This window comes from Halalkalibacter oceani, assembly GCF_023715705.1.
GTDB classification, from domain to species: Bacteria; Bacillota; Bacilli; order Bacillales; family Bacillaceae_D; genus Halalkalibacter; species Halalkalibacter oceani_A.
This window is the reverse complement of record NZ_JAMBOS010000004.1, coordinates 216,398-237,803: the sequence shown is the minus strand read 5'-3', so window position 1 is coordinate 237,803 and position 21,406 is coordinate 216,398. Positions and strand designations below refer to the sequence as shown.

Genomic DNA, 21,406 nt, shown 5'->3' with positions numbered 1-21,406 from the left:
CTTGAGTTTGCTTCATTCGAGAAGGCCTGTCCATTTGGACAGGCCTTCTTTCTACTCTTTCTTCTCCTTCGTTAAGGCTTGCAGCATCGTTTTTAATTCGGCGACTTCCTGGCGGAGGGCTGTTAGTTCACTGTTTGTTTCTGCAGCTTTTTCCTCTTCGTTTGCTTTTTCGACATTATTGACGATGACCCCGATAAACAGGTTGAAGATGATAAAGGTCCCGACAAGAATAAAGAGGACAAAGTAAATCCATGACCACCATGCCTCCGCGAAAATCGGCCGCATGACGCCGCTGGCCCACGATTCAAGTGTCACGACCTGAAAAAGCGTTAACAGGGACAGCTGAAGATTGCCGAAATACTCAGGGGCGATCGAAGCGAAAAGCATTGTTCCCATCACGGCAAAAATGTAGAAAACAATCCCCATCAGAATCATAATGTTCCCGAGAGATGGAATCGTCAGCAGCAAAGCATCGACTAACCGGCGCAGTGACGGGATAACGGAAATCGCCCGGAGCACACGGAGAACGCGGAGAATCCGCAGCACCGTAATAAAGTGCGCACCGATAAAAATATGGCTGGAGGCGACGATAATTAAATCAAACCAATTCCAGCTGTTTTTGAAAAATGAGGAAGTCGGTCTGGCCGCCAGCAAACGCATGAGAATTTCGATCGTAAAAATCCATAATAAAACATAATCAATGGCAAAAAACAGCTCTTTATACTGACTGTATAAAGCCGGGTAGGTTTCCAGCCCGACGACAATTGCGTTAATCATGATCAACGTAATAATCGTTCCTGTAAAGAAGCGGTGGTGAACGATTTGCTGAATCGTTCTAATGAAAGGCGTTGACGATAATTCACTCATGGGATGATTAAGCTCCTTCTCCTTTAAGCTAGTTCTTATTCTACAAGATATTGCAGGAAGGAAAAACCTTTTCTTCTCCGCGAGTGTTGCAATCCCGCGAATTTTTATTAAGGATTGACGAATCCGTAGAGGGATTGCTACAATTAGTGATAATGAGAACCATTATCGATTATTGGGGGAGGACCAGGAGAATGAAACGTATCATACAGCTTGCTTTATTTATGCTGCTGACGATGCTCGTTGTCGCTTGTGGCTCTGATGACACAGAACAGCCTCAAGCCGCTGACGAGGATGCTTTAGAAAACCCGGCTGCCGACAGCAACATGCGCAGCTTCGAAACGGTAAAAGGATCGGTGGAGATTCCGAGCGAGCCGCAGCGAATTGTCACAGATTATTACGGCGGGGAGCTTCTCGCTGTTGGCGGAAATGTTGTTGGTGTGGAGCCGACGACATTTGATAATCCTTTTTTGACAGACTATTTAACGGAAACGGTTGAGGTCGGTTATCCTGTAAATGCCGAAAAAACGCTGGAGCTACAGCCTGATCTCATTGTTGTCATGTACGATGATAATTATGAGGATTTAGCAAAAATCGCGCCGACGATTCACATCCCGTACGGCACGGCGACCAATATTGAAGAGACAGTCAAGCTGTTCGCCGATATTGTCGGTAACGAAGAGCATGGGGAGCAATTCCTCGAAGAATTTGAGCAAGCGGCAGCAGAAGGTCGTGAGCGTTTGGCAGGCGTCATTGAGGAAGACGCAACATTTGGCCTTTATGAATTGACAGATAAAGGCGACTTGTGGGTATTTGGCGAGAATGCAGGCCGTGCGGGCCAAGCCGTCTATCATGCGTTAGGTCTCAAGATGCAGGAGAAAATTAAAGCGGAAGTCGAAAAGAGCGGCACGGGACAAATTTCGCTTGAAGTTCTACCTGAATACGCAGCCGATTATATGTTTTTAACAACGTATGATCCGGAGAAAAAAGGCGAGGCGCTTGCTGAATTGCAAAGCTCGGCCGTCTGGAACAGCCTTGATGCCGTGCAAAATGAAACGTTATTTTATAATGACTTCGATACCTTTTACCGGTACGATCCAATCGCGGTCAAGGGTCAAATCGATCTGATTGTTGAGATGCTGCTTGATACAGCTCAGTAAAGAATAGAGCTTGAGACAAAACTAGCTTTGGACCTTTTGGCAATGGCTTCACACGCCACAAGCCCGTTGTGAGAAATCCACTCACAACGGACTTTAAAAGATCGTGGCGGTTCCACTCACTGCTTAAAGGCTGGGCAAAAGGTAAAAAAACAACCCAACCTTTTGTCCCAGCCTCCTTTAATTATGAAAGACGACGCCTAATTCTTTGGAACGGGCAATTGCTTGGGCAATTGCTTTTTCCATCACGTCCTGCATATGATATTCACGTAATACCCCGATTCCGGCTTCTGTCGTCCCATTTGGACTCATGACTTCTTCATAAAGCTCTTTGGCGGATTTTTCTGTTTTTTGCAGACGTTGTCCGACTCCGATAACAGTCTGGGTAATCAGCGCGGACGCTTCTTCCTTTGTTAGTCCGTTGTCGACCGCCGCTTTTTCCATTGCTTCAATCAGATAATAGAAGTAGGCGGGACCACTTCCGGCAAGGCCGGTTACAGCATCGAGCTTTTCCTCCTTGACGACAGTGACTGTACCGATCGCCGCAAATAAAGCCTCGACGACTTGAAGCTGCTTGTCATTCGCGTAGGCGCCTTTGCTAATCGCGGTAGCCGATGCTCCGACCTTCGCCGACGTATTCGGCATTGTCCGGATCACACTGGCTTTTCCTGGCAGCAGGCTTTCCATATAGTCTGTTGGAATCCCAGCGAGCACTGAGACAAACAGCTGATCCGGGTGAGTCGCCGTCTGAACCTCTTCAAGCGCTTCTTTCACATGCTTCGGCTTCATCGCCAAAATAATAATATCAGCGCGTCTGACAGCATCGAGTCGATCCGGTGTCGTGTGTACGTGATAAGTGTCGGCGAGCCGGGCAAGCTTTTGCTGATCCTGCAAGTTCGTGACGATCATTTGCCCAGGCTCGACGATTTGTTTGCTGATCAGGCCACCAAGAATCGCCTCCGCCATCGAACCGGCGCCAAGAAATGTGATCGTTTTTTGTTCGAGCATGTCTGTCACCTAGCCTTTCACCTGACCATTCCCGCGAACAAGATATTTTGTTGACGTCAGCGCTTCAAGTCCCATTGGACCGCGGGCATGTAATTTCTGGGTGCTGATCCCGATTTCGGCTCCGAATCCGAATTCGAAACCATCAGTAAAGCGGGTGGAGGCGTTATGGTAAACGGCCGCCGCGTCGACTTCATTAAGGAAGAGCGCAACATTTGCCGCATCCTCACTAATGATCGCTTCCGAATGCTTCGTCCCATACTGATAAATATGGGCAATCGCTTCCTCGCAGCTGTTGACAATCTTCAAGGCGACATTCAAATCGTTAAATTCAGTTTCCCAGTCTTCTTCACTGGCTGGAGTGATCCGGCTATCAAAGGCCTGAGCATGTTTGTCGCCGACAATCGTGACATTTTTAGCAAAGAGCGCCTGAATCAGCTCTGTCCCATGCTCAGCGGCCCATTGCTTTTCAACTAAAATGGTCTCAATCGCATTGCACACAGACGGTCTTTGTGTTTTCGCATTGACAGCAACCGAAATCGCCATTTCCGGCCGGGCGCTGCGGTCAATAAACAGATGGCAATTGCCGGTTCCTGTTTCCAGCACAGGAACAGAGGCATTTTTAATAACTGACTGGATTAATGACGCCCCTCCACGTGGGATAAGCACATCCAAATATTCATTTAAGGTAAACATCTCTGAGGCTGTTTCGCGGCTCGTATCTTCAAGAAGCTGAATCGCCTCAATTGGAAGTCCGGCTTTTTCCAAAGCGCGCTGCAGTACGGCAACGAGCGCGATGTTGGAGTGAATCGCCGAAGAGCTTCCCCGTAAGAGGACGGCGTTGCCGGTTTTTAAGCAAAGGCTTGACGCATCGACTGTTACATTTGGACGAGCCTCATAGATCATGCCAATGACACCGAGCGGGACGCGGACCTTTTCAATGTGCAAGCCGTTCGGCCGCGTATGGGTGCTCAGGCTTTCACCGATTGGATCAGGAAGCTCGGCAACCTGTTTCAGGCCCGTTGCCATCTCATCAAGACGCTGTGCTGTCAGGGTAAGGCGGTCCAGTAAACTCGCACTCGTTCCATTAGACCGGGCTGTTTCAAGATCCTTGGCATTTTCCGCAAGCAAATAATCCTTTTCGGCCAGCAGCTGCTCGGCCATCACGAGCAATGCCTGATTTTTTTGTTCAGTTGTCTTTTGACTTAATGTGCGCGCGCATTCCTGCGCTGCTTTTGCTTTTGTAAGAAGTTCACTCATCGCTTCATCATCTCCTTTTTTAACGGTACCCAATCATCACGGTGAATGACGACGGGATGCTTGTATCGACTTTCTTTATCCTTTTGACTCTCGGCCCGGAATTTCTCTAGCTCGTGAACCGTCATGCTCGCTTTTCCTTTGCCGAGCAGCTTTTCATCTTCGCCGTACACTTCAATGACATCGCCGACAGAAAAGCTTCCTTCTACGCTCGTAATACCGACGGGTAAAAGGCTTTTGCCGCGCATCAGCAGGGCGGCCTCGGCCCCTTGATCGACTGTCACCTTAGCGATCGAGCGTGAATGAAGAGCGATCCACTGCTTATTCGTCGGCATGACCGGCTCGTGCAGGAAGGTTCCGATATAGGTGCCGTCCCCTTTGCCGGCGAGAATATCGAGAAAGGTTTCGCTCGTATCCGCCTTGCCGATAAAAACATTGACGCCAAGCGACAGGGCGGTTTGTGCCGCACTGACCTTTGATTTCATTCCGCCGGTCCCGACCTTGGAGGTTGATTCTCCGGCAAGGGCAATCAGCTCCTCTGTCAACGCCGGCAAATAATGAATTTTCTTTGCATTTGGCTCCAGTTTCGGGTTGGCATCGTACAAGCCATTGACATCCGTCAGCATACAAAGTGTGTTGGCGTGGATCATGCCGCTGACGAGGGCCGACAGCATGTCATTATCCCCAAAGGTCAGTTCGGCAATTGAAATTGAATCATTTTCATTGATGATCGGAATAGCGCCGCGCTTCAGCAATTCATTTAATGTTGAATAGGCGTTGCTGTAACGGGATTGATCGGCGAAATCCTCGCGTGTTAACAATAGCTGGGCGGGAATAAGCTCATACTTGGAAAATTGCTCGATATACGCCTGCATCAACAGCGCCTGCCCGACGGCGGCCGCTGCTTGCTTGCCGGCAATTGTCACCGGACGGGTCGGGTAACCGATGGCCGAGAAGCCGGCTGCCACCGCACCGGAGGAAATCACGGCCACTTCATGTCCGGCAAGCTTCAGTTTGGCGACGGCCTCGACAAACATCGAAACCTTCTTCAGGCTAAGTGCACCTGTCTTCGTTGTTAATGAACTGCTGCCAATCTTCACAACGACACGTTGCCTGCTCATCTTGCTCACCTCGTTTCTGGCTCGATTTTTGAACAAATGAAAAATAAAAAAGCTCCTTCGTCCTGAAAAAGGACGGAAGAGCTTCATCCGCGGTACCACCTTTGTTGACATTGTTCATGTCCACTTTACACCCGTATCGTGGGGGACGGCCAGCGTTTTCCGACTTGGACAATCGGGCTGACAGGCTCTGGAGCAGGTTCAATATTGTCAGCGGTGATGACCCTTGCAGCCGGTGAGGTCACTCTCTGTTCACATGAGCAATATTTACTAATCTCTTTCAACGCCACATGATATTATCATTTATTATAAAAGCAAGACAAGCTGTCAGTCAACTACTATCTATCCCTTTCCTCATTCATAAGGTTCAGAATAGCGGTCTAACTCAATTTCCAGTAAGATGAACAGTATAAAGGAAAGAACAGGAGGCGGACTATCAAAATGAAGAGAGAAACGATTTGGATTACAGGGGCGTCAAGCGGACTCGGACGGGAGCTGGCTCTTGCCGCAGCAAGACGCGGGGCGCATGTTGTCCTGCTGGCCAGAAATGAAACACGGCTGAATGAAGTAAAAGCAGAGATCGAGGCGCTCGGCGGAAGCGCAGCTGCTTTTCAGCTGGATGTAAGCGACCTGTCAACAACCGAGGCCCAAATTCCGCATATGATAAAAGAGGTCGGGGGAATTGATGTCCTGATTAACAATGCTGGCTTCGGAATATTTGCTGAATTAACTGATACTTCAGTTGAAACGATCGAGGAAATGTTTGCCGTCAATGTGACGGGATTAATTACGTTCACGAAGTCAGTGCTTCCTTTTATGCTGGAAGCAAACCGTGGACATATCATCAATATCGCCTCGCAGGCGGGCAAGCTGGCGACAGCGAAAGCGAGCGTCTATGCAGCCACGAAGCATGCTGTGCTCGGCTTTACGAATGCAATGCGGCTGGAGCTGAGCGAGACGAATATTAAGGTCAGCGCGGTCAACCCTGGACCGATCAAGACGCCTTTCTTTACCCGGGCTGACGAGCAAGGCAGCTATCTCGCCAAAATAGACAAATGGATCCTGAAGCCGGAAGAAGTCGCAAAGGCGACGCTTCAGCTTCTTGATAAGCCGCGGCGCGAGCGGAATTTGCCGGCCTGGATGAATTGGGGAGCGGTTGCTTACCAGCTGATGCCAGGCTTTATCGAGAAGGTCGCTGGCAAACAATTTAGGCAAAAATAAAGGAGGGGGCAAGGATGAAGAACCGCTTTCATTGTTGTGCAACCTGTATTCATTTTTCTGCCGAAAAAAAGGAGGAGGGTGGCATGGCCTACCGCTGTGTTCGTCTCGGCTATGAGACAAAACCGTTCTACACCTTTACATGCTGGGAGCCAACGGTAAAGGTCAAACAGTTAATGAAAAAAGAAGGGCTTTACTCCTCCTGATCAGCAAAAAAACGATAGACGACATCATGCACCACCTCGCGCAGCTCCATTGCCGGCTCAGCTTCAAGCTTTTGGCCAATCCGGTACAGGAGCTGCGCTTCTTCCTCTTCAGTGAACGGCAGATCGATTTCACTATTTGTGTTCGTCCGGGCGACGGACCGTATTTGCTTTTTAAGAAATGCTTTTTCCGGCTTCATCTCGTGCCAATCCTCTCCATTTCGTCTGCTTATCTTTCCTCATCATAAAGCGATTCCAGCTGTTCAATCAAGCAAAATAAGAAACTGCGGACATTTCACATCCATTCAAGCTGCTGAATAGGATAGCTTATGGGTATTGAGCCTAGCAGGGGTGAATAAAGTAGTGGAGACAGAAATGAGAAACTTCCCAAAAGGGGCTGATAATACATGTGTGGAATAACAGGGTGGATTGATTGGCGGCAAGATTTGCGAAAGGAGGAAAAGGAGATAACGAAAATGGCGAAAACATTAGGGCGGCGGGGACCGGATGACCAAAATATATGGACCTCCCCGCACGCTGCTTTCGGCCATGCTCGACTGATTGTTGTTGATCCGGAGGGCGGCGTCCAGCCGATGACCCGGACTTATCGCAATAAAACATATACAATTGTCTACAATGGCGAGCTATATAATACAGAGGATCTCCGTAAAGAGCTGCTGGTGCGCGGACATACGTTCAAGGGGCACTCTGATACGGAAGTTTTACTTAAATCATTTATGGAGTGGGGCTACCAGTCATTAGAAAAGCTGAACGGGATTTTTGCTTTTGCGATTTGGACCGAGGAGGACCAGTCGTTATTTATGGCAAGGGACCGTCTAGGCGTTAAACCGCTGTTTTACACAGTCCGCCACGGATGCCTACTGTTCGCTTCGGAGCTGAAAGCTCTTCTTGCGCATCGGGATATTGATCCTGTTGTGAAAACGGAAGGGCTGGGGGATATTATTGGCTTAGCCCCGTCACGAACCCCGGGCCACGGCATTTTCCATGATATTCATGAGCTGAGACCGGCGCACGCTCTGATTTATGATCGGAACGGGGCGACGATCAGCCGTTACTGGAAGCTGAAAAGCAAAAAGCATGAACATAATGTCGAGGAAACGGCTGTCTATATTCGTGAGCTGCTGGAGGATATTGTCGAACGCCAGCTGTTTGCTGATGTTCCTGTCGGCATGTTTTTATCAGGCGGAGTCGATTCAAGCGCGTTGACGGCATTAGCCGCCAATGTCTATGCGAAGCAAGGCAAAGAACCGATTCGAAGCTATTCGATTGATTACGATGAAAATGACAAATACTTCAAGGCTTCGGCCTTTCAACCGAACTCCGACGCGCAGTGGGTGCAAGTCGTCTCAGACGCGCTCGGCACGAACCATGTCAACAAAGTGATTTCGATCGAAGAGCTCGCCAATCGCTTGAAGGAGGCTGTGTTAGTTCGTGACTTGCCGGGAATGGCCGACATTGATTCCTCCCTGCTTTGGTTTTGTCATGAAATTAAAAAAGATGTCACAGTCGGCCTCTCCGGTGAGTGCGCCGACGAAATCTTCGGCGGTTACCCGTGGTTCCATAAGCCAGAAGTGATGAACATCGACGGCTTCCCTTGGATGCGTTCAATTGAGGATCGGGAAAATCTGTTAAATGATAAATGGAAAAAGAAGCTTGCCGTGAAGCAATATGTATACGACCGCTACAAGGAAACGATTCAGGAAACGCCGAGATTTGAAGAAGATACTGCGGAAGAGGCGCGCCGGCGGGAGATCTCATACTTAAACATTATTTGGTTTATGACAAATCTATTAGACCGTAAAGACAGAATGAGTATGGGGGCCAGTCTGGAAGTGCGCGTGCCTTTTTCCGATCACCGGCTCGTTGAGTATGTCTGGAATATTCCTTGGGAAATGAAGCGACTCGATGGACGTGAAAAAGGGATCCTTCGCAAAGCGTTGGAAGGATTGCTGCCGCACGATGTGCTATACCGCAAAAAAAGTCCATATCCAAAAACACATCATCCACAATACACAGCCGCCGTCCAGCAGGAGATGAAAGCAATTCTTGCTCAAAAAGACGCACCACTATTTGAATTTATCAACAAAGCAGCACTCCAGGAAATGGCCGACACCGGCGGTTTTCCAACCGGCAAGCCGTATTTTGGCCAACTTATGGCCGGCCCGCAGCTGCTGGCGCACTTTATCCAGATGGACTACTGGCTGAAGGAATACAACATTAAGATTAAAGAATAAAACGCACCGGCGGGCAGAAAGAAGGAATTCTTTCTGCCCGCCGGCTGTTATATTAAGGAATGTTGCGGGATTCTTGCTTTACATATTCTCAGCAATCTGTATAATAATTAAATATCAAATGTTATATATCATTTGATATTTATATCTATGAATAAATTGTACTGATGGAAGGAGAGCCAGTCATGCCACCCGTAAATAAGTTTTCTATGGAGCAGATCATTGATGCTGCTTTTACCATTGCCAATATAGATGGAATTGATGGGATCACAATAAGAAAGGTGGCCAGCCAACTGGGAAGTTCGATCGCCCCGATTTACGTTAACTTTAAAGATGTGGAAGAGCTGAAGCGGGCAGTGGTGAAACGGGTCGTTGATGTAAGTCAGCGGCTATTAAAAGAACAAAATACGGGAACACCATTCGGCGATATAGGTTATGCCAGCCTTCAATTTGCGAGGGAGTATCCCGTTTTGTTTCGGGATTTTGTGATGAAACCAAACGATTATTTGGGTGATTATGAGCAAGAAATGGGTGATGAGCTTGTGGCTCATATGAAAAAAGATCCAGAGCTTAAAGGCTTCACAGAGGAGGAACTAAAGGTCATTTTATTTAAAATGAAAGCTTTTCAAACAGGTCTATCCGTAATGGTTGCCAACGGTTTGCTTCCTGAGAAACTTGATATCGAAAAAATGAAGGAAATGTTGGACAGCGTTGCTGAAGATATCGTGACTGCTGCTCGTTTACGTCAGAAAAAGGAATAAAAACGAGCGAGCCTAATCGTATTCATGACGTTAAAAAGGGGGTTTCATTGTGCCGGAAAAATTGGCTGAGCCGTTTCTCAATCATACTGTTGGGCAAATGGTGAAAAAAAGAAATAATTTCGGGGCTGTGCTGTGTGTTGAACAAGGAGACAATGGTTTTTCTTGGCTCGGTTCGGCAGGTAACGTTGAACAAGATGATCAATATTTTATTACTAGTGTTACTAAATTATATGTTACAGCGGTTGTTTTGAAATTAAGAGCGGAAAACCGTTTGCGCTTGGAAGACAAAATAGCTAACCATTTACCTGAAGATACCATCCGTGGTCTTCATGTTTTGGATGGGGTTGATTATTCCGATGCTATTACCATTAAACATTTGATCTCCAATACATCGGGCATACCGGATTATTTTGCCTATAAACAATCCAATGGCAAAACTGTGGCTTCACAGCTCTTCAATGGCGCAGATCAGGATTGGCCATTAGATAAAACGTTGGCTTTTATCAAAGAACAGAAACCAAAATTTAAACCGGGACAAAAGGGGAAAGTCCATTATTCAGATACAAACTATCAACTTCTGGGAAGAATCATTGAGAACATGACTCGGTTGAACATGTCAGAAGTGTTTCAAAGGTTCATATTTGACGAGCTGGGTTTATCAAAGACCTATGTCTATAACGACGTAAATGATAGGAAGCCTGTGTCTTTATACTATAAATCCAATGCTGTCCATCTTCCATTATATATGTCTTCCATTGCTCCGGAAGGAGGGATCGTGTCGACCGCCAAGGAAACGATGATAGTTTTAAAGGCGTTTTTCAATGGTCGTTTTTTTCCAAAGGAGGAACTGGAGGAACTCAAGCAATGGAATTTAATCTTTTTTCCTGGGCAATTCTATTATGGCATTGGCTTGGAAAAATTATGGGTGCCGCGAATTATCTCGCCATTGAAACCGATTAAGGAAATACTCGGCTTTTGGGGGCAGTCAGGGGCATTCGCCTTTTATAATCCTGAGCGGGATACATATTTTACAGGTACGATCAATCAATGCAGTGGTTTAGGACATAGCGCGGCTTACAAAGCAATGATAAAAATAATTAAGGAAATCTCTTAACGAAAGGAAACGGTTCAATTGCTTGGCCGGCGGCGAGACAACGTCACCGGTCTTTTTTAGTGAGTGATTCAAATGTTCGGCGATGTCGACACAATTGTTTCATAAAATATGGTAATGTAGGTGAAAGAGAAATAAAGAAAAGGGTGATTCTTTGTGGTGGTAGAGCTTCTTTTTGCATTGCTTTTTTTGTTCGTGATTATCGTTCTCATCGTTCAGAGTTTGATAGAGCGGGCGATGAAACATTTTAAGGTCGAAAATGAATTAAAGATTAAGGAATTGGAATATGAAATTGAAAAATTAAAACAATTCATTAATCAAAAAGAAAACTTATGCAGCGGGAGCTGTTCTGTTTTTATGCTCAGCCTCTGCCGATTATATTACCGGGGAAACAATTGAAGTCAATGGCGGTATTTTGATGGATTAATGGTGGGAGGGAGACTGTCTAAAAAGGGGAAGCAGACCCTTTTAGACAGTTTGACTGCTGATTTTACTGTGTAATCTTGACCGTTTTTGTAGCGCTGTCCCACTTAACATCAGCACCAAGGGATTCGCTAATAAAGCGTAACGGTACCATTGTCGCTCCATTCGTGACCTCGGCCGGATGAGTCAAGTCGACAGAGCTGGTAACGCCGTTTTCATTTATGTAGCCTTTTTTGTTGCCGACACTTAATGTGATTTTTCGGTTGCCTTTCGTTCCTGTTACTTTTTTCGTGCTGTTGTCCCACTGGACACCTGCGCCTAATGCTTCAAAAATTGGTCGCATTGGTACAAGAGTGGTCCCATCCTTAATATAAGCACTTTGCTGGAAATTTTGTTTTTTTCCATTAATGTAGACATCCGTTTTGACATAGGCCGGCTTTTTGGGAGCCGGAGCCGCTTTCTTCGCTGGCGCTGGTGAAGCTGCCGCAGGCTTACTGCTTCCGCCATTATGATAATGATATTCCCCTGTCTTCAGCCCCCATTTTGCGCAGTTTGTCCAGCACGTGTGACCGCCATTTGTGTCTGTCCGGCCAGGGTGAGCACCAGCGAGCGACGGCGCAATGATCAATAAGAGTAAACCTAAGCTGAGAACTGCTAAGATCGTCCTTTTCATCCTTAATTCCCCTCTCAAGAAAGTTAAAAAGCTTCTACATTATATATAAATTTCTGGTGCAATTGAACTATTCTGACAAAAGATCTGAACGTTCGACAAGAGCATACAAGAACGGGGAATGAGATCACTTTACAGAGGAGCTGAGAGTTCGAAAAAACATTCGATGCAGCGATGCTTGGAATCTGAAAAAACAGATGAGATGGCACTGGAAGGTTATCTCCGAAAAACCATACGAAAAAGACGGTCTGGAATCCAGACCGAGGCGACGGTTTTCTTTTCAAAAAAAAATCCAGGTTTATTCACTGGATTTAAGATCGCTTCCTTTCGGTAAAATTGGTCGTTCTAAAAATGTTTGAAATCCGTAATTCAACAGTGAGAGCGTATAAGAAATAAGGAAAATAATGGTGGAGTTAAACGTTTTAAATTGATAATGACCTATTTTTTGAAAGAGAGCATTTAATGGAAAGGCAAAAATCAGATCCATGATAAAGTTACAAAAGGCATATAATGAAAACTTCCCATATGTAAAATGAAACACCCACAGATTGATGGTGAAAAAAGGTCCAAAGATAAAGGCTAAAGCATCAAACACCATATATTTCAGACCACCCTTTACCGTCCACCATTTGAATATCAGATTTAAAAGTGTCTGGACTAACAGCAAACTTGAACAAAATATCGTTACTGGTAAATACCTTTTGAATGACTGCTTCGGCAGAAACCGGATAACAATAGCCCAGAGAACAATCGCGTTAACAATTCTAAAAAAACTCGCCATCACATGCACGCTCCTAATAAAGCTTCTTACTGTATAGGATTGGTTACTTCCTGAAAAATATGTAGCATTAAACGAAGGGGGAAGGGGCCGATTTTCTTATGGTAGAAGGGGGTAAAAAGAATGACAGCGGGCGATGTCAGGAGAAAGCTAAGACATCGCCTGCTTTTTTGTGATCAAATTGGACGTCACGGGCTATTTTTTTCATTGAGGGGCAGGGAAATGGTGAAGCATGTACCTGCACCCTGCCTTCTTTCAACGTGAATTTCTCCGCGCATGGCCTTCACAATGCTGTAGACGACCATCGTACCAAGTCCCGTGCCCTTCTCCTTTGTTGAATAAAAAGGAGTTCCAAGTCGTTTCAGCTGTTGCTCGTCCATTCCGTACCTGTATCTGTGATGCTGATGACGGCCTTGTTCTTTCTTTTTTCAAGCGTAAGAGTTATGAAGCCGTTATCTTCAATTGATTCTATCCCGTTTTTAATAATGTTAATTAGACATTGGTGGAGCTTTTCACTTTCTCCGGTAATGAATATATCCTTTTCTTGTCTGACTTCAATTTGCACATTGTTCATCATTGCATATGGTGTAACAACCTGCAGGATATAGGCAAGCTCTTTGCTGACGTCCAAGATTTGCAAATTATCAAGCGACGGTTTGGCAAAGGTGAGATAATCGGTGATCGTTTGCTCAGCTCTTTCCAGCTCGTCTAATGAAAGCTGGATATACTGTTCTTTTTTCTCCTCGGTTAAGTCAGGGTCGCGCAGCAATTGGATAAAGCCTTTTGTGACGGTCAGTGGATTTCGAACTTCGTGTGAAATACTGGCGGCGATTTCACTCACGGTTTTCAGTTTTTCCAGCTTGCGCATCTCCTTCGTGAACGCGATCGCCAGCCGTGCCTTTTCAATAAATACAACGAAGAGGGTGGTCGTCACGACATGAACGACAAATAAGGCAATCAGAAAGTTGTAATACCTTAGGCTGTGCAGTTCAGGAAAAAGCAGCAGCATGGTAGCAACTAAAATAATGACACCGAAACATGAACTGAATAAAGCCAGATAAACCCGTTTTTTGATACTGACGAGCGCTTTAAATTTAGGAATAATCAACAATAAGGACAGCAGCAATAAGCTGTTGACAAGGAGGGCTCCATAGGAGCCGGCACCATCCAGCGTAAAGCGGAAAATAATGAGGATAAGGAATAAATAAATCGCTACTTTGCGGCCTCCATATAGTGCGCCCAGTATAAATGGAACTTGACGTAAATCAAAAAAGTGGTCCGGATTAAATTTAATCGGGAACGTCATACAAAGAACGATCGCCAGTCCCGATAATAGAGTCATTAAAAGCTCATGATTAAAGTATCGCCATTGCTTTCGCGCAGCTTCAACAATTCGTAAATAAACGAAATAAAAGACGAAAATAATAAAAACATTTAAGAGAAACGTCTCAATGTCATGAAGAATCAGCTTCAAGGTCAGGACTCCTGTTATTTGATCGTCGTTCTTCTTTCATCATAATCCTAAGTATCAGAAAATTCAATTTGCAAGTTCGGAAAAGCCGGCTGAAAATTACAAAAAAGAGTTTCCATATGCCTTCCTTTGTTGTGCTAAAATGAAAAGCGGGAAACAGGGGGCTGTTTTCGCCATGGTAGCGGCGCTCACCTGCCTCTTTTCTCGACCTATCTGTAAACTTCTATGAAGGGAGAAAGTTGATGAACTTCACACTAGAGGAAGCAATTCAAGTGCTTGAGCGGACGCCGCGAACGTTGGAGAGTTTTTTAGACGGCTTGGCGGATGGCTGGCTGGAATGCAATGAGGGAGAAGGAACCTGGAATGCGTTGGAGGTGGTTCGCCATCTGACGGAAGCGGAGAAGAATAATTGGATGCCGCGCCTGATGTTTATTCTCGCAGAAGGTGAGAATAAGCCTTTTCCGGCATTTGACCGCTACTCGCATCTTCATGTGGAAAAGAAGGCAATAAAAGAAGAGCTGGCTGAATTTAAAAAATGTCGGGAAGAAAACGTAATAAAGCTTAGAACGCTTGAAGAGTCGGGGCTGCCACTTGAAAAGACGGGAGGTCATCCGGCTTTCGGGGTCGTGAAGCTAAGGGAACTGCTGGCGACATGGGTTGTGCATGATTTTACTCATCTTTCGCAAATTACCCGTGTGATGGCAGCGCGATACAGGGAGGACGTTGGTCCTTGGGAAGAATATTTAGGCATCCTGCATAAGTAAGAGCTGGGAACAGCTGAATCTATGTCAAACTGGTTGCCTCACGTTATGTTTTGTGAAAGGGCTTTATTTTCTGTTAAGGGGAAACCTTTGCTATGAATGCACAGGCTTATCCGACAGCTCCACTAGTAAAGTCCAAGCGGAAATAAGAGCTCTTTCATTTTTTATCATTTAATGCTAAGATAATTTCACTTAAGAATAAAATATCATTTTGAATTTGCTTCTTGAGATCATCGTCCTCGCAATTTTGGTACTCATTTAACAATAAGTAAAATTCCTTAATAAAAATAATCATTTCTTCGTTTGAGATCATGCTGTCTCCTTTCTTCCTCTCGCGGAAATCATTTATCAGAATAGGTATTTCGATGAGGGTATATGGATAGATACCCTTTTTTATAGAAAGTATTCCTCGTTTTCATACGAAAATACTAGGTTGTTTTGTTTAGTGGCGCAATGTAAATCAGACAGCGCTGACACTCGGTGGTATGAATGGAAACGTAAACTCATACAATGACGACATCTGCTGCTTAACCAGTGAAGCTATTGATAGGTCTGCGCCTCTGTCATAAACAAGCAAAAAGTCCTTATAGGTCTATTATACGATAAGAAAGCAATATTTAACATGCATGATTTCACTTCAGGTATAGGATCGGCCTTTATTTAAACGTTATGCAACTTGAAAAGCGGAAGTTGACTGGTCGTTTGACAAGTAAGCTTTTTACGTAAAGCTGGGGACTGCCATCGGGTCAAAATCACGGTCTTTATTTCGGCATCTCTTTAATTCTGGGGGTGAAGCATACAATCGATAACACTTTTATGCTAATTGTCCTGGGTAAATTGTTTTGAAAATTGTCATAAATTATGAAAATTTTTTTAGGAAATGAAAAATAATAAAAAACTTTGAAGGAATTTGTATGGCGAAAAAGTCGACAAGCCTTTTTCATTAGTAGGGAGGATGTGGTTCATCGGCCTCGCTACCGGGATAGGGGGCACGTTTTCCATAGGCGGGCGTTGAACGAACCGGTTGCGCCGTTGGATTTTAACCTCCTGTTCCATTCGGCAGGAATCGCCCCTCCCATCACGTCCGCTTTTTCTAGTGGAATCAAATAAAGAACAGGTGATCCATTTTTTTCTATACAAAGTTTCGAAGAAATTGCATCGGAGCTTGAGCCAAAAGGGGATACCACCTTCAGGCTCAAGCTCTCTGTCGTATCTATCGCCATTAAATCCGACTCTCGCCCAGCTGTATCGATTTTAAAGGATCAGCTGAGGCCGTACAGCGATGAAGGTGCAAGGCGAGGGGGTGAGAGAGCTACAGGTTTTCGTTCTGCTGTCTGATTTCTTCCCCTGTGATCAGGGCATTGGCTTTTTCCAGTTCTTTATGCGCCTCCACGGAATCACCAGGTATGTTTTTCTTGTTGGGGAGAGAATCGTCGGTTTGAATCGTCACTTGTTCTTTCGCGTCAGCGGCGTTTTCGTATTGCTCCGTCAGCGTTTTTTTCATCTTTATCACTCCTTTTTAGTAGCATATGTAACGAGTGGCGCGTCTATCCGGCGCTGGAACGGTTCCAGGAAAATCTTGTAGCTTGCGTCAGAGAAGTTGTTTATAATGAAAGTAAAATGGCGGGAAGGGGAGAGATGGATGCTCGGAAAAGGATTGCTCGTAATCAGTCTGCTTCTATCTGCGCTTTTTGCCCCTTTGCCTGCTTTTAATCAGGAGGTAGAGGACAAGCAGAATCTGCCTCTCCTGTATGTGACGGCAGATGTCGATCCTTCCTGTGATCTTAGCTACCCGCCTCCGCCGCTCAAAAAGAAAAAGATAGAAGAAGCGGCGATTCAGAGCGGCGACCGACAGTTACTGCCGGGCGGTGACTGGCTGAGTTCGGCGATTCCGCTATTAAAAACGAAGGCGCTGCTGCTGCCTGTTAAATTCCAAAGTACATTTATTTCCTCTTTGTTTCCGTTATAGAAACGAAAACAAAGGAGGAAATGTCATGAATAAAAACAACTTTCATATCAAGGAATCCCTTACCGGCCTGGCCTTTGGGATTGTGATGATGATTGTCGTGTTTGCCTTCATTCATTTTGTCGTCGGCATTAAAGCTTTTTCGTAAGCCTGACCATCAAAGAGCTAAGGGCTGGGCGAAAGGTATAAAAAACCTTTTGCCCAGCTCTTTCTTATGATTAGTCAAGTATCTTTTAATCGTGAAGACTAAACTTGGCTATGATTTCTAAGCGGGCTTTCTTTGAGGTTACGTTTGTCATATCATCATAGTCTTCCCAACACGATCTCCAGAGTCCCTACATCCGAAACGGATTCTATCTGATCTCAGGGGCTGGTCGATCTTCTCTTATACGGCAAAAAAACAGCAGCACAAACGATGGTTCTGGTTTGTGCTGCTAATGGTAGTCTGTTTTTAATCCGGTTGCGGTTCTTTGTCGGCAAATAATGTTTTGACCGCCTGCTTGCTTTGCTTGGCGACGAGAACGTAGAGAATATCGCCGGCCCGTAAACGAGTATCACCGGCCGGAGTAATTAAATCTCCCTGGCGGATAATCGCATTCACGAGCACATCTTTCGGAAAGGAGATCTCGGCTAATGATTGATCTACGACTATATTATTCTCGCTTATTTCAATCTCGATAATTTCGGCATTGGCTTTTCCGATCGAGACAAGCTCAAGCGAATGCAGAGGTGTCGGCTTTTGTGTGCCAGTTAAATGAAGCTTTTCAGCAAAAAAGGAGATCGTCGATCCTTGAATAAGTGCCGAAGTGAGGACGACGAAAAAGATTACATTAAAAAACAATTGGCTGTTTTCCAGTCCAGCAATCATCGGAAATGTCGCCAGTACGATCGGTACAGCTCCCCGTAGGCCCGCCCAGGCAAGGAAGGTACGTTCCTTGATGGAAAATCCCATTCCAATCGTGGAAAGAAAAACGGCGATTGGCCGGGCGACAAGCATCAGTAGCAAAGATAAAACGACTCCGCGAATAATGATACCCCAGTCGAACAGCTGTGTTGGAAAAACAAGAAGGCCGAGAATGACAAACATTAAAATCTGCATCATCCAGGCGAATCCTTCGTTAAAGCGGAAAATCGAATGACGGTAGGTCAAGTCCGAATTGCCGATGAGCAAGGCGGCGACATAAACAGCCAGTAATCCGCTTGCCCCGATAAGAGCGGTAACACTGTAAGTTAAAAGAGCAAAAGCTAAAGCAAACACAGGGTACAAGCCACTCGAGTCGAGGTTGATTCGATTGATTGCAAGCGAGGCGACCTTACCGAGCGCAAAGCCAAACACAATTCCCATGCCCATCTGCCAAAAGAATGAACCGAGCATAAAGAGGTAATTTGGCTGATCAGACGCTATTAATTCGATAAAGGAAATCGTAAGGAAAACTGCCATCGGATCATTCGTTCCTGATTCTGCTTCCAAAGTTGAACCGAGGCGCTTACGAATGTTCTTTCCTTTTAGAACGGCAAATACGGCCGCCGCATCAGTCGAACCAACTATTGCTCCAAATAGAAAAGCTTCCAGCCAGGACACATCCAAGATGAATTTAGCGGCAACGGCGACACCGGAGGAGGTCAAAATCACCCCGATTGTGGCCAGAGATAAGGAAGGGGCGGCGACGCGCTTTATGGTGGTCCACTTCGTCTGCAAGCCCCCTTCAAATAGAATAATGACTAAGGCGAGTATCCCGATAAGCTGGGCGTACGTTGGATTATCAAAATAAATAAATCCGAGGCCGTCACTGCCGGCAAGCATTCCGACGAGCAAGAAAAGGACCAGCGCGGGAACGCCTAGCCTCGTCGAGAACTTGGCGGTGATCACACCTGCCACGAGCAGCAGTCCGGCCAGCAATATAAAGTAATCAATGGAAAAAGCCTGATTCATCATAGTAGTGGTCTCCACTCCTTTATTTGATCTGTCTTTAATATGAGCGTAAAAGAGGAATTACAAATCGACGTCTATCTCTGGAGGCCGGTTCTCTTCAGCTGTCACGCCAATGTAGTCCAAGGTTGTTGATCGGGTTTTATGATTAAAGCGTTTTTGTAAGAAGGAGATTGCGATTCCACGCCGGTAGGCATGATAGCCGAAGGTTTTCCGCAATGTATGAGTGCCGATTTTTCCCGGGATGCCCACCTGCTGAGCCGCCTGGGAAATAATACGATATGCCTGCTGTCTTGTGATCGGCTTACCTGTTTTTGCGGAAGCAAACAAATAATCGTCTGCCTGCTTCATTTCAGCAAGATGGTGCTGAAGGGCTAACTTAACGCTTTGATTTAGATAAATCGCTTCGTCGATAGAAGCGACAAAAAGAAAATCACGCACGCAGTCCTGCTTCATAACATCTTCTTTTTTTAGAGAAAGCAACTGAGTAATGCGAAGCCCTGTATTAATGCCCATGACAAACAGTAAATAATCACGGGAAGAACGCGCTGCTAACAGCCTTTTAATTTGATTTATTTGCTCGATCTTTCGGATCGGATCCACATATTCCATCGTAAACCTCAGTTGAAATGTGACATAAAAACAGTTTAACACATAGTTAAGTAACATTCATAATCATTTGACTTGATAAAAAAGAGCCTGAGAAAAACGGGTGATGCTTCCCCGTTTTCTCAGGCTCGAAGCCAGTGCCCCATCCTCAGGCTGACTTCAACTATTCTACTTTTTCGGCGATGTTTTCACGTTTTGGCACATGATTGAGGATATGCGCGGAAAGAAGAATAAAGGCTAACGCCAAAAATACATAAATCGCATAGCTGCCAATATTATAAGTCGCGCCAATCAAAGCGAAAACAAGCAGCGCGAAGCTGAGCAGGATATACATAGCCTCACCTCCATCCGTCTGTTTCTATTTATATTCTCGATTATCAGGAAAATGAAACATTGATTCGTTACTTGATTGTTGCTTTAAAGAAAAATCAGCGGGACGGTGAAGGATCCTTGGTTAAGTCCACGAAAAAAACGTCTTTCTTTCGTCACACTAAAGATCATTTTCATGTTACAATATGGAAATTAATAAATTGTTGGATTTTTACGATATCTTGCACAGGATTTAAATAGAAAAGTGCGGGTATGAAGTAAGGGGAGACAGAGATGAACATAAAGAATAATACTCTATCTGGAAGTAAGCATGTCCCATTAAGTACATGGTTGTTTGTTGCCGCCTTTATTATCGCCGCTTTTAACCTGCGTTCGGCTATTACCTCTGTTGGACCGCTAATTGGCTGGATACGCGCCGATACGGGAATGTCCAATACAGCGATCGGACTTTTAACAACGTTGCCGTTACTTGCGTTCGGTGTTTTTTCCATCGTCGCCCCGAAATTGGGAAGAAAGCTCGGAAATGAAACGGTTGTTTTTCTCGCCTTAGTTGTGCTGACTGCGGGAATCCTCCTGCGCTCCACGGGATATTTGCCGGCTTTATTTGTTGGCACAGCGATGATTGGACTGGGGATCGCGATTTGTAACGTTTTAATTCTGGCGATCGTTAAAGAAAAATACCCTGAAAAGATGGGCGTCATGACGGGAGTATTTACAACGTCAATGTCGTTGATGGCCGCTTTGGCTTCTGGAGTAAGCATTCCGCTTGCGGAGACGGTTGGCCTCGGCTGGCAAAAGGCGTTGGCCGTTTGGGCTCTGTTGTCAGGAGCCGGGATGCTCGTCTGGCTGCCGCAATTGCGCGCCCGTCAAAAGACAAAGACGTTACCGGTCTTTGAAGCAAGCAGCTCGCTCTTTCGCTCTCCCTTAGCCTGGCAGGTAACGATCTTCATGGGCTTTCAATCGGCGATTTTTTATTGCTTAATTGCCTGGCTGCCGGAAATTCTCATAAGCCGTGGAGTTGATGTGCCGACAGCGGGATGGTTGCTGACGATCATGCAAATTGCCGGCTTGCCGGCAACGCTCGCCGTTCCGATCCTGGCCGTGCGGCTGAAGAGCCAGAGGCCGATCGTACTGGCTATTGTCGCGCTTTATCTTATCGGCTTTATCGGCCTGTACAACGGCGGTAGTGTCGCTTCGCTTACCCTTTTTAATGTGCTGCTTGGGCTCGGACAGGGGGCTGGCATCAGCTTGGCGCTAACGCTATTCGGCTTGCGCACCGCCAATGGGGTGGAGGCTGCGAACCTGTCGGGAATGGCTCAATCCGGCGGCTATTTTTTAGCGGCGATCGGCCCTCTCTTCATGGGTTATCTGTTTGACTACTTTCATTCCTGGTCGCCGGCCATTTTCCTTTTGGTCGGGTTCAGTCTTATAATGGTTGTCTCAGGGATGTATGCCACACAGGACCGGGTACTTTTTCAAAAGCAGGCAAGCTAAGCTATATGAGAGAGAAAAAAGGAGGAGA

General features: G+C 45.8%; 22 protein-coding genes. 9 read left to right on the top strand and 13 right to left on the bottom strand.

Annotated features, from left to right (window positions below):
* Positions 1-51 precede the first annotated feature (51 nt).
* Positions 52-867, bottom strand: coding sequence for an ion transporter (locus M3212_RS06230; protein ID WP_251193093.1), 816 nt, complete (start codon positions 865-867; stop codon positions 52-54).
* A 191-nt stretch (positions 868-1,058) separates the two neighbouring features.
* On the opposite strand from M3212_RS06230, the gene M3212_RS06225 reads away from it, so the two are divergent.
* Positions 1,059-2,024, top strand: a complete 966-nt coding sequence (locus M3212_RS06225; RefSeq protein ID WP_251193092.1) for an iron-hydroxamate ABC transporter substrate-binding protein — start codon at positions 1,059-1,061, stop codon at positions 2,022-2,024.
* Positions 2,025-2,201: 177 nt separating this feature from the next.
* Here M3212_RS06225 and proC read toward each other — a convergent pair whose 3' ends face one another.
* The 3 genes from proC to proB are packed head-to-tail and all read right to left on the bottom strand — an operon-like array spanning position 2,202 to position 5,404.
* Positions 2,202-3,029, bottom strand: coding sequence for a pyrroline-5-carboxylate reductase (proC, locus tag M3212_RS06220; RefSeq protein WP_251193091.1), 828 nt, complete (start codon positions 3,027-3,029; stop codon positions 2,202-2,204).
* 9 nt (positions 3,030-3,038) lie between these two features.
* On the bottom strand, positions 3,039-4,286 hold the full coding sequence (locus tag M3212_RS06215; RefSeq protein WP_251193090.1) for a glutamate-5-semialdehyde dehydrogenase: 1,248 nt from the start codon (positions 4,284-4,286) through the stop codon (positions 3,039-3,041).
* Positions 4,283-5,404 (bottom strand): glutamate 5-kinase, encoded by a 1,122-nt coding sequence (gene proB / locus M3212_RS06210; protein ID WP_251193089.1) that lies wholly within the window; start codon positions 5,402-5,404, stop codon positions 4,283-4,285. The genes M3212_RS06215 and proB overlap by 4 nt, the downstream gene beginning before the upstream one ends.
* Before the next feature lie 438 nt (positions 5,405-5,842).
* Between proB and M3212_RS06205 the strand changes: the two genes are divergently transcribed.
* Both M3212_RS06205 and M3212_RS06200 read left to right on the top strand, forming a co-directional pair.
* Positions 5,843-6,622 (top strand): SDR family NAD(P)-dependent oxidoreductase, encoded by a 780-nt coding sequence (locus M3212_RS06205; RefSeq protein ID WP_251193088.1) that lies wholly within the window; start codon positions 5,843-5,845, stop codon positions 6,620-6,622.
* 14 nt (positions 6,623-6,636) lie between these two features.
* On the top strand, positions 6,637-6,825 hold the full coding sequence (locus M3212_RS06200; protein WP_251193087.1) for a hypothetical protein: 189 nt from the start codon (positions 6,637-6,639) through the stop codon (positions 6,823-6,825).
* Here M3212_RS06200 and M3212_RS06195 read toward each other — a convergent pair.
* Complete coding sequence (locus tag M3212_RS06195; RefSeq protein WP_251193086.1) at positions 6,813-7,022, bottom strand: YqzH family protein; 210 nt, start codon at positions 7,020-7,022, stop codon at positions 6,813-6,815. The two genes, M3212_RS06200 and M3212_RS06195, sit on opposite strands and share 13 nt — an antisense overlap.
* Positions 7,023-7,229: 207 nt before the next feature.
* Here M3212_RS06195 and asnB point away from each other — a divergent pair, with 207 nt between their 5' ends.
* From asnB to M3212_RS06180, 3 genes are all read left to right on the top strand, one after another.
* Positions 7,230-9,077 (top strand): asparagine synthase (glutamine-hydrolyzing), encoded by a 1,848-nt coding sequence (gene asnB / locus M3212_RS06190; protein WP_251193085.1) that lies wholly within the window; start codon positions 7,230-7,232, stop codon positions 9,075-9,077.
* A 164-nt stretch (positions 9,078-9,241) separates the two neighbouring features.
* Positions 9,242-9,835, top strand: coding sequence for a TetR/AcrR family transcriptional regulator (locus M3212_RS06185; protein ID WP_349774170.1), 594 nt, complete (start codon positions 9,242-9,244; stop codon positions 9,833-9,835).
* Positions 9,836-9,884: 49 nt separating this feature from the next.
* Positions 9,885-10,949, top strand: coding sequence for a serine hydrolase domain-containing protein (locus tag M3212_RS06180; protein WP_251193084.1), 1,065 nt, complete (start codon positions 9,885-9,887; stop codon positions 10,947-10,949).
* Positions 10,950-11,436: 487 nt separating this feature from the next.
* Here the strand turns inward: M3212_RS06180 and M3212_RS06175 are convergent, their stop codons facing one another.
* The 4 genes from M3212_RS06175 to M3212_RS06160 form a co-directional block, all read right to left on the bottom strand.
* Positions 11,437-12,042, bottom strand: coding sequence for a copper amine oxidase N-terminal domain-containing protein (locus tag M3212_RS06175; protein WP_251193083.1), 606 nt, complete (start codon positions 12,040-12,042; stop codon positions 11,437-11,439).
* Positions 12,043-12,337: 295 nt separating this feature from the next.
* Positions 12,338-12,820 (bottom strand): hypothetical protein, encoded by a 483-nt coding sequence (locus tag M3212_RS06170; RefSeq protein ID WP_251193137.1) that lies wholly within the window; start codon positions 12,818-12,820, stop codon positions 12,338-12,340.
* A gap of 185 nt (positions 12,821-13,005) precedes the next feature.
* Complete coding sequence (locus M3212_RS06165) at positions 13,006-13,197, bottom strand: ATP-binding protein (protein ID WP_251193082.1); 192 nt, start codon at positions 13,195-13,197, stop codon at positions 13,006-13,008.
* Positions 13,179-14,291, bottom strand: coding sequence for an ATP-binding protein (locus M3212_RS06160; protein WP_251193081.1), 1,113 nt, complete (start codon positions 14,289-14,291; stop codon positions 13,179-13,181). The genes M3212_RS06165 and M3212_RS06160 overlap by 19 nt, the downstream gene beginning before the upstream one ends.
* Positions 14,292-14,530: 239 nt before the next feature.
* Here M3212_RS06160 and M3212_RS06155 point away from each other — a divergent pair, with 239 nt between their 5' ends.
* Positions 14,531-15,052 (top strand): DinB family protein, encoded by a 522-nt coding sequence (locus M3212_RS06155; RefSeq protein WP_251193080.1) that lies wholly within the window; start codon positions 14,531-14,533, stop codon positions 15,050-15,052.
* Between the two features lie 1,309 nt (positions 15,053-16,361).
* Here the strand turns inward: M3212_RS06155 and M3212_RS06150 are convergent.
* The gene (locus M3212_RS06150) at positions 16,362-16,553 is read right to left on the bottom strand and encodes a hypothetical protein (RefSeq protein ID WP_251193079.1); all 192 of its coding nucleotides are present in this window, start codon (positions 16,551-16,553) and stop codon (positions 16,362-16,364) included.
* 105 nt (positions 16,554-16,658) lie between these two features.
* Between M3212_RS06150 and M3212_RS06145 the strand changes: the two genes are divergently transcribed.
* Complete coding sequence (locus M3212_RS06145; RefSeq protein WP_251193078.1) at positions 16,659-17,018, top strand: hypothetical protein; 360 nt, start codon at positions 16,659-16,661, stop codon at positions 17,016-17,018.
* A 448-nt stretch (positions 17,019-17,466) separates the two neighbouring features.
* On the opposite strand, the gene M3212_RS06140 is transcribed toward M3212_RS06145, so the two are convergent.
* The 3 genes from M3212_RS06140 to M3212_RS06130 all read right to left on the bottom strand — a co-directional run bounded on the left by M3212_RS06140 (position 17,467) and on the right by M3212_RS06130 (position 19,888).
* On the bottom strand, positions 17,467-18,951 hold the full coding sequence (locus M3212_RS06140) for a potassium/proton antiporter (RefSeq protein WP_251193077.1): 1,485 nt from the start codon (positions 18,949-18,951) through the stop codon (positions 17,467-17,469).
* Between the two features lie 57 nt (positions 18,952-19,008).
* The gene (locus tag M3212_RS06135) at positions 19,009-19,557 is read right to left on the bottom strand and encodes a tyrosine-type recombinase/integrase (RefSeq protein WP_251193076.1); all 549 of its coding nucleotides are present in this window, start codon (positions 19,555-19,557) and stop codon (positions 19,009-19,011) included.
* A 160-nt stretch (positions 19,558-19,717) separates the two neighbouring features.
* On the bottom strand, positions 19,718-19,888 hold the full coding sequence (locus M3212_RS06130; protein WP_251193075.1) for a hypothetical protein: 171 nt from the start codon (positions 19,886-19,888) through the stop codon (positions 19,718-19,720).
* Between the two features lie 269 nt (positions 19,889-20,157).
* On the opposite strand from M3212_RS06130, the gene M3212_RS06125 reads away from it, so the two are divergent.
* The gene (locus M3212_RS06125) at positions 20,158-21,378 is read left to right on the top strand and encodes a CynX/NimT family MFS transporter (protein ID WP_251193074.1); all 1,221 of its coding nucleotides are present in this window, start codon (positions 20,158-20,160) and stop codon (positions 21,376-21,378) included.
* Positions 21,379-21,406 lie beyond the last annotated feature (28 nt).

What these genes read in the sequence shown, in the direction of transcription:
- M3212_RS06230 (WP_251193093.1), bottom strand. Translation starts at nt 867, where the DNA reads ATGAGTGAATTATCGTCAACGCCTTTCATTAGAACGATTCAGCAAATC.
- M3212_RS06225 (WP_251193092.1), top strand. Translation starts at nt 1,059, where the DNA reads ATGAAACGTATCATACAGCTTGCTTTATTTATGCTGCTGACGATGCTC.
- proC (WP_251193091.1), bottom strand. Translation starts at nt 3,029, where the DNA reads ATGCTCGAACAAAAAACGATCACATTTCTTGGCGCCGGTTCGATGGCG.
- M3212_RS06215 (WP_251193090.1), bottom strand. Translation starts at nt 4,286, where the DNA reads ATGAGTGAACTTCTTACAAAAGCAAAAGCAGCGCAGGAATGCGCGCGC.
- proB (WP_251193089.1), bottom strand. Translation starts at nt 5,404, where the DNA reads ATGAGCAGGCAACGTGTCGTTGTGAAGATTGGCAGCAGTTCATTAACA.
- M3212_RS06205 (WP_251193088.1), top strand. Translation starts at nt 5,843, where the DNA reads ATGAAGAGAGAAACGATTTGGATTACAGGGGCGTCAAGCGGACTCGGA.
- M3212_RS06200 (WP_251193087.1), top strand. Translation starts at nt 6,637, where the DNA reads ATGAAGAACCGCTTTCATTGTTGTGCAACCTGTATTCATTTTTCTGCC.
- M3212_RS06195 (WP_251193086.1), bottom strand. Translation starts at nt 7,022, where the DNA reads ATGAAGCCGGAAAAAGCATTTCTTAAAAAGCAAATACGGTCCGTCGCC.
- asnB (WP_251193085.1), top strand. Translation starts at nt 7,230, where the DNA reads ATGTGTGGAATAACAGGGTGGATTGATTGGCGGCAAGATTTGCGAAAG.
- M3212_RS06185 (WP_349774170.1), top strand. Translation starts at nt 9,242, where the DNA reads ATGGAAGGAGAGCCAGTCATGCCACCCGTAAATAAGTTTTCTATGGAG.
- M3212_RS06175 (WP_251193083.1), bottom strand. Translation starts at nt 12,042, where the DNA reads ATGAAAAGGACGATCTTAGCAGTTCTCAGCTTAGGTTTACTCTTATTG.
- M3212_RS06170 (WP_251193137.1), bottom strand. Translation starts at nt 12,820, where the DNA reads ATGGCGAGTTTTTTTAGAATTGTTAACGCGATTGTTCTCTGGGCTATT.
- M3212_RS06165 (WP_251193082.1), bottom strand. Translation starts at nt 13,197, where the DNA reads ATGGACGAGCAACAGCTGAAACGACTTGGAACTCCTTTTTATTCAACA.
- M3212_RS06155 (WP_251193080.1), top strand. Translation starts at nt 14,531, where the DNA reads ATGAACTTCACACTAGAGGAAGCAATTCAAGTGCTTGAGCGGACGCCG.
- M3212_RS06150 (WP_251193079.1), bottom strand. Translation starts at nt 16,553, where the DNA reads ATGAAAAAAACGCTGACGGAGCAATACGAAAACGCCGCTGACGCGAAA.
- M3212_RS06145 (WP_251193078.1), top strand. Translation starts at nt 16,659, where the DNA reads ATGAAAGTAAAATGGCGGGAAGGGGAGAGATGGATGCTCGGAAAAGGA.
- M3212_RS06140 (WP_251193077.1), bottom strand. Translation starts at nt 18,951, where the DNA reads ATGATGAATCAGGCTTTTTCCATTGATTACTTTATATTGCTGGCCGGA.
- M3212_RS06135 (WP_251193076.1), bottom strand. Translation starts at nt 19,557, where the DNA reads ATGGAATATGTGGATCCGATCCGAAAGATCGAGCAAATAAATCAAATT.
- M3212_RS06130 (WP_251193075.1), bottom strand. Translation starts at nt 19,888, where the DNA reads ATGTATATCCTGCTCAGCTTCGCGCTGCTTGTTTTCGCTTTGATTGGC.
- M3212_RS06125 (WP_251193074.1), top strand. Translation starts at nt 20,158, where the DNA reads ATGAACATAAAGAATAATACTCTATCTGGAAGTAAGCATGTCCCATTA.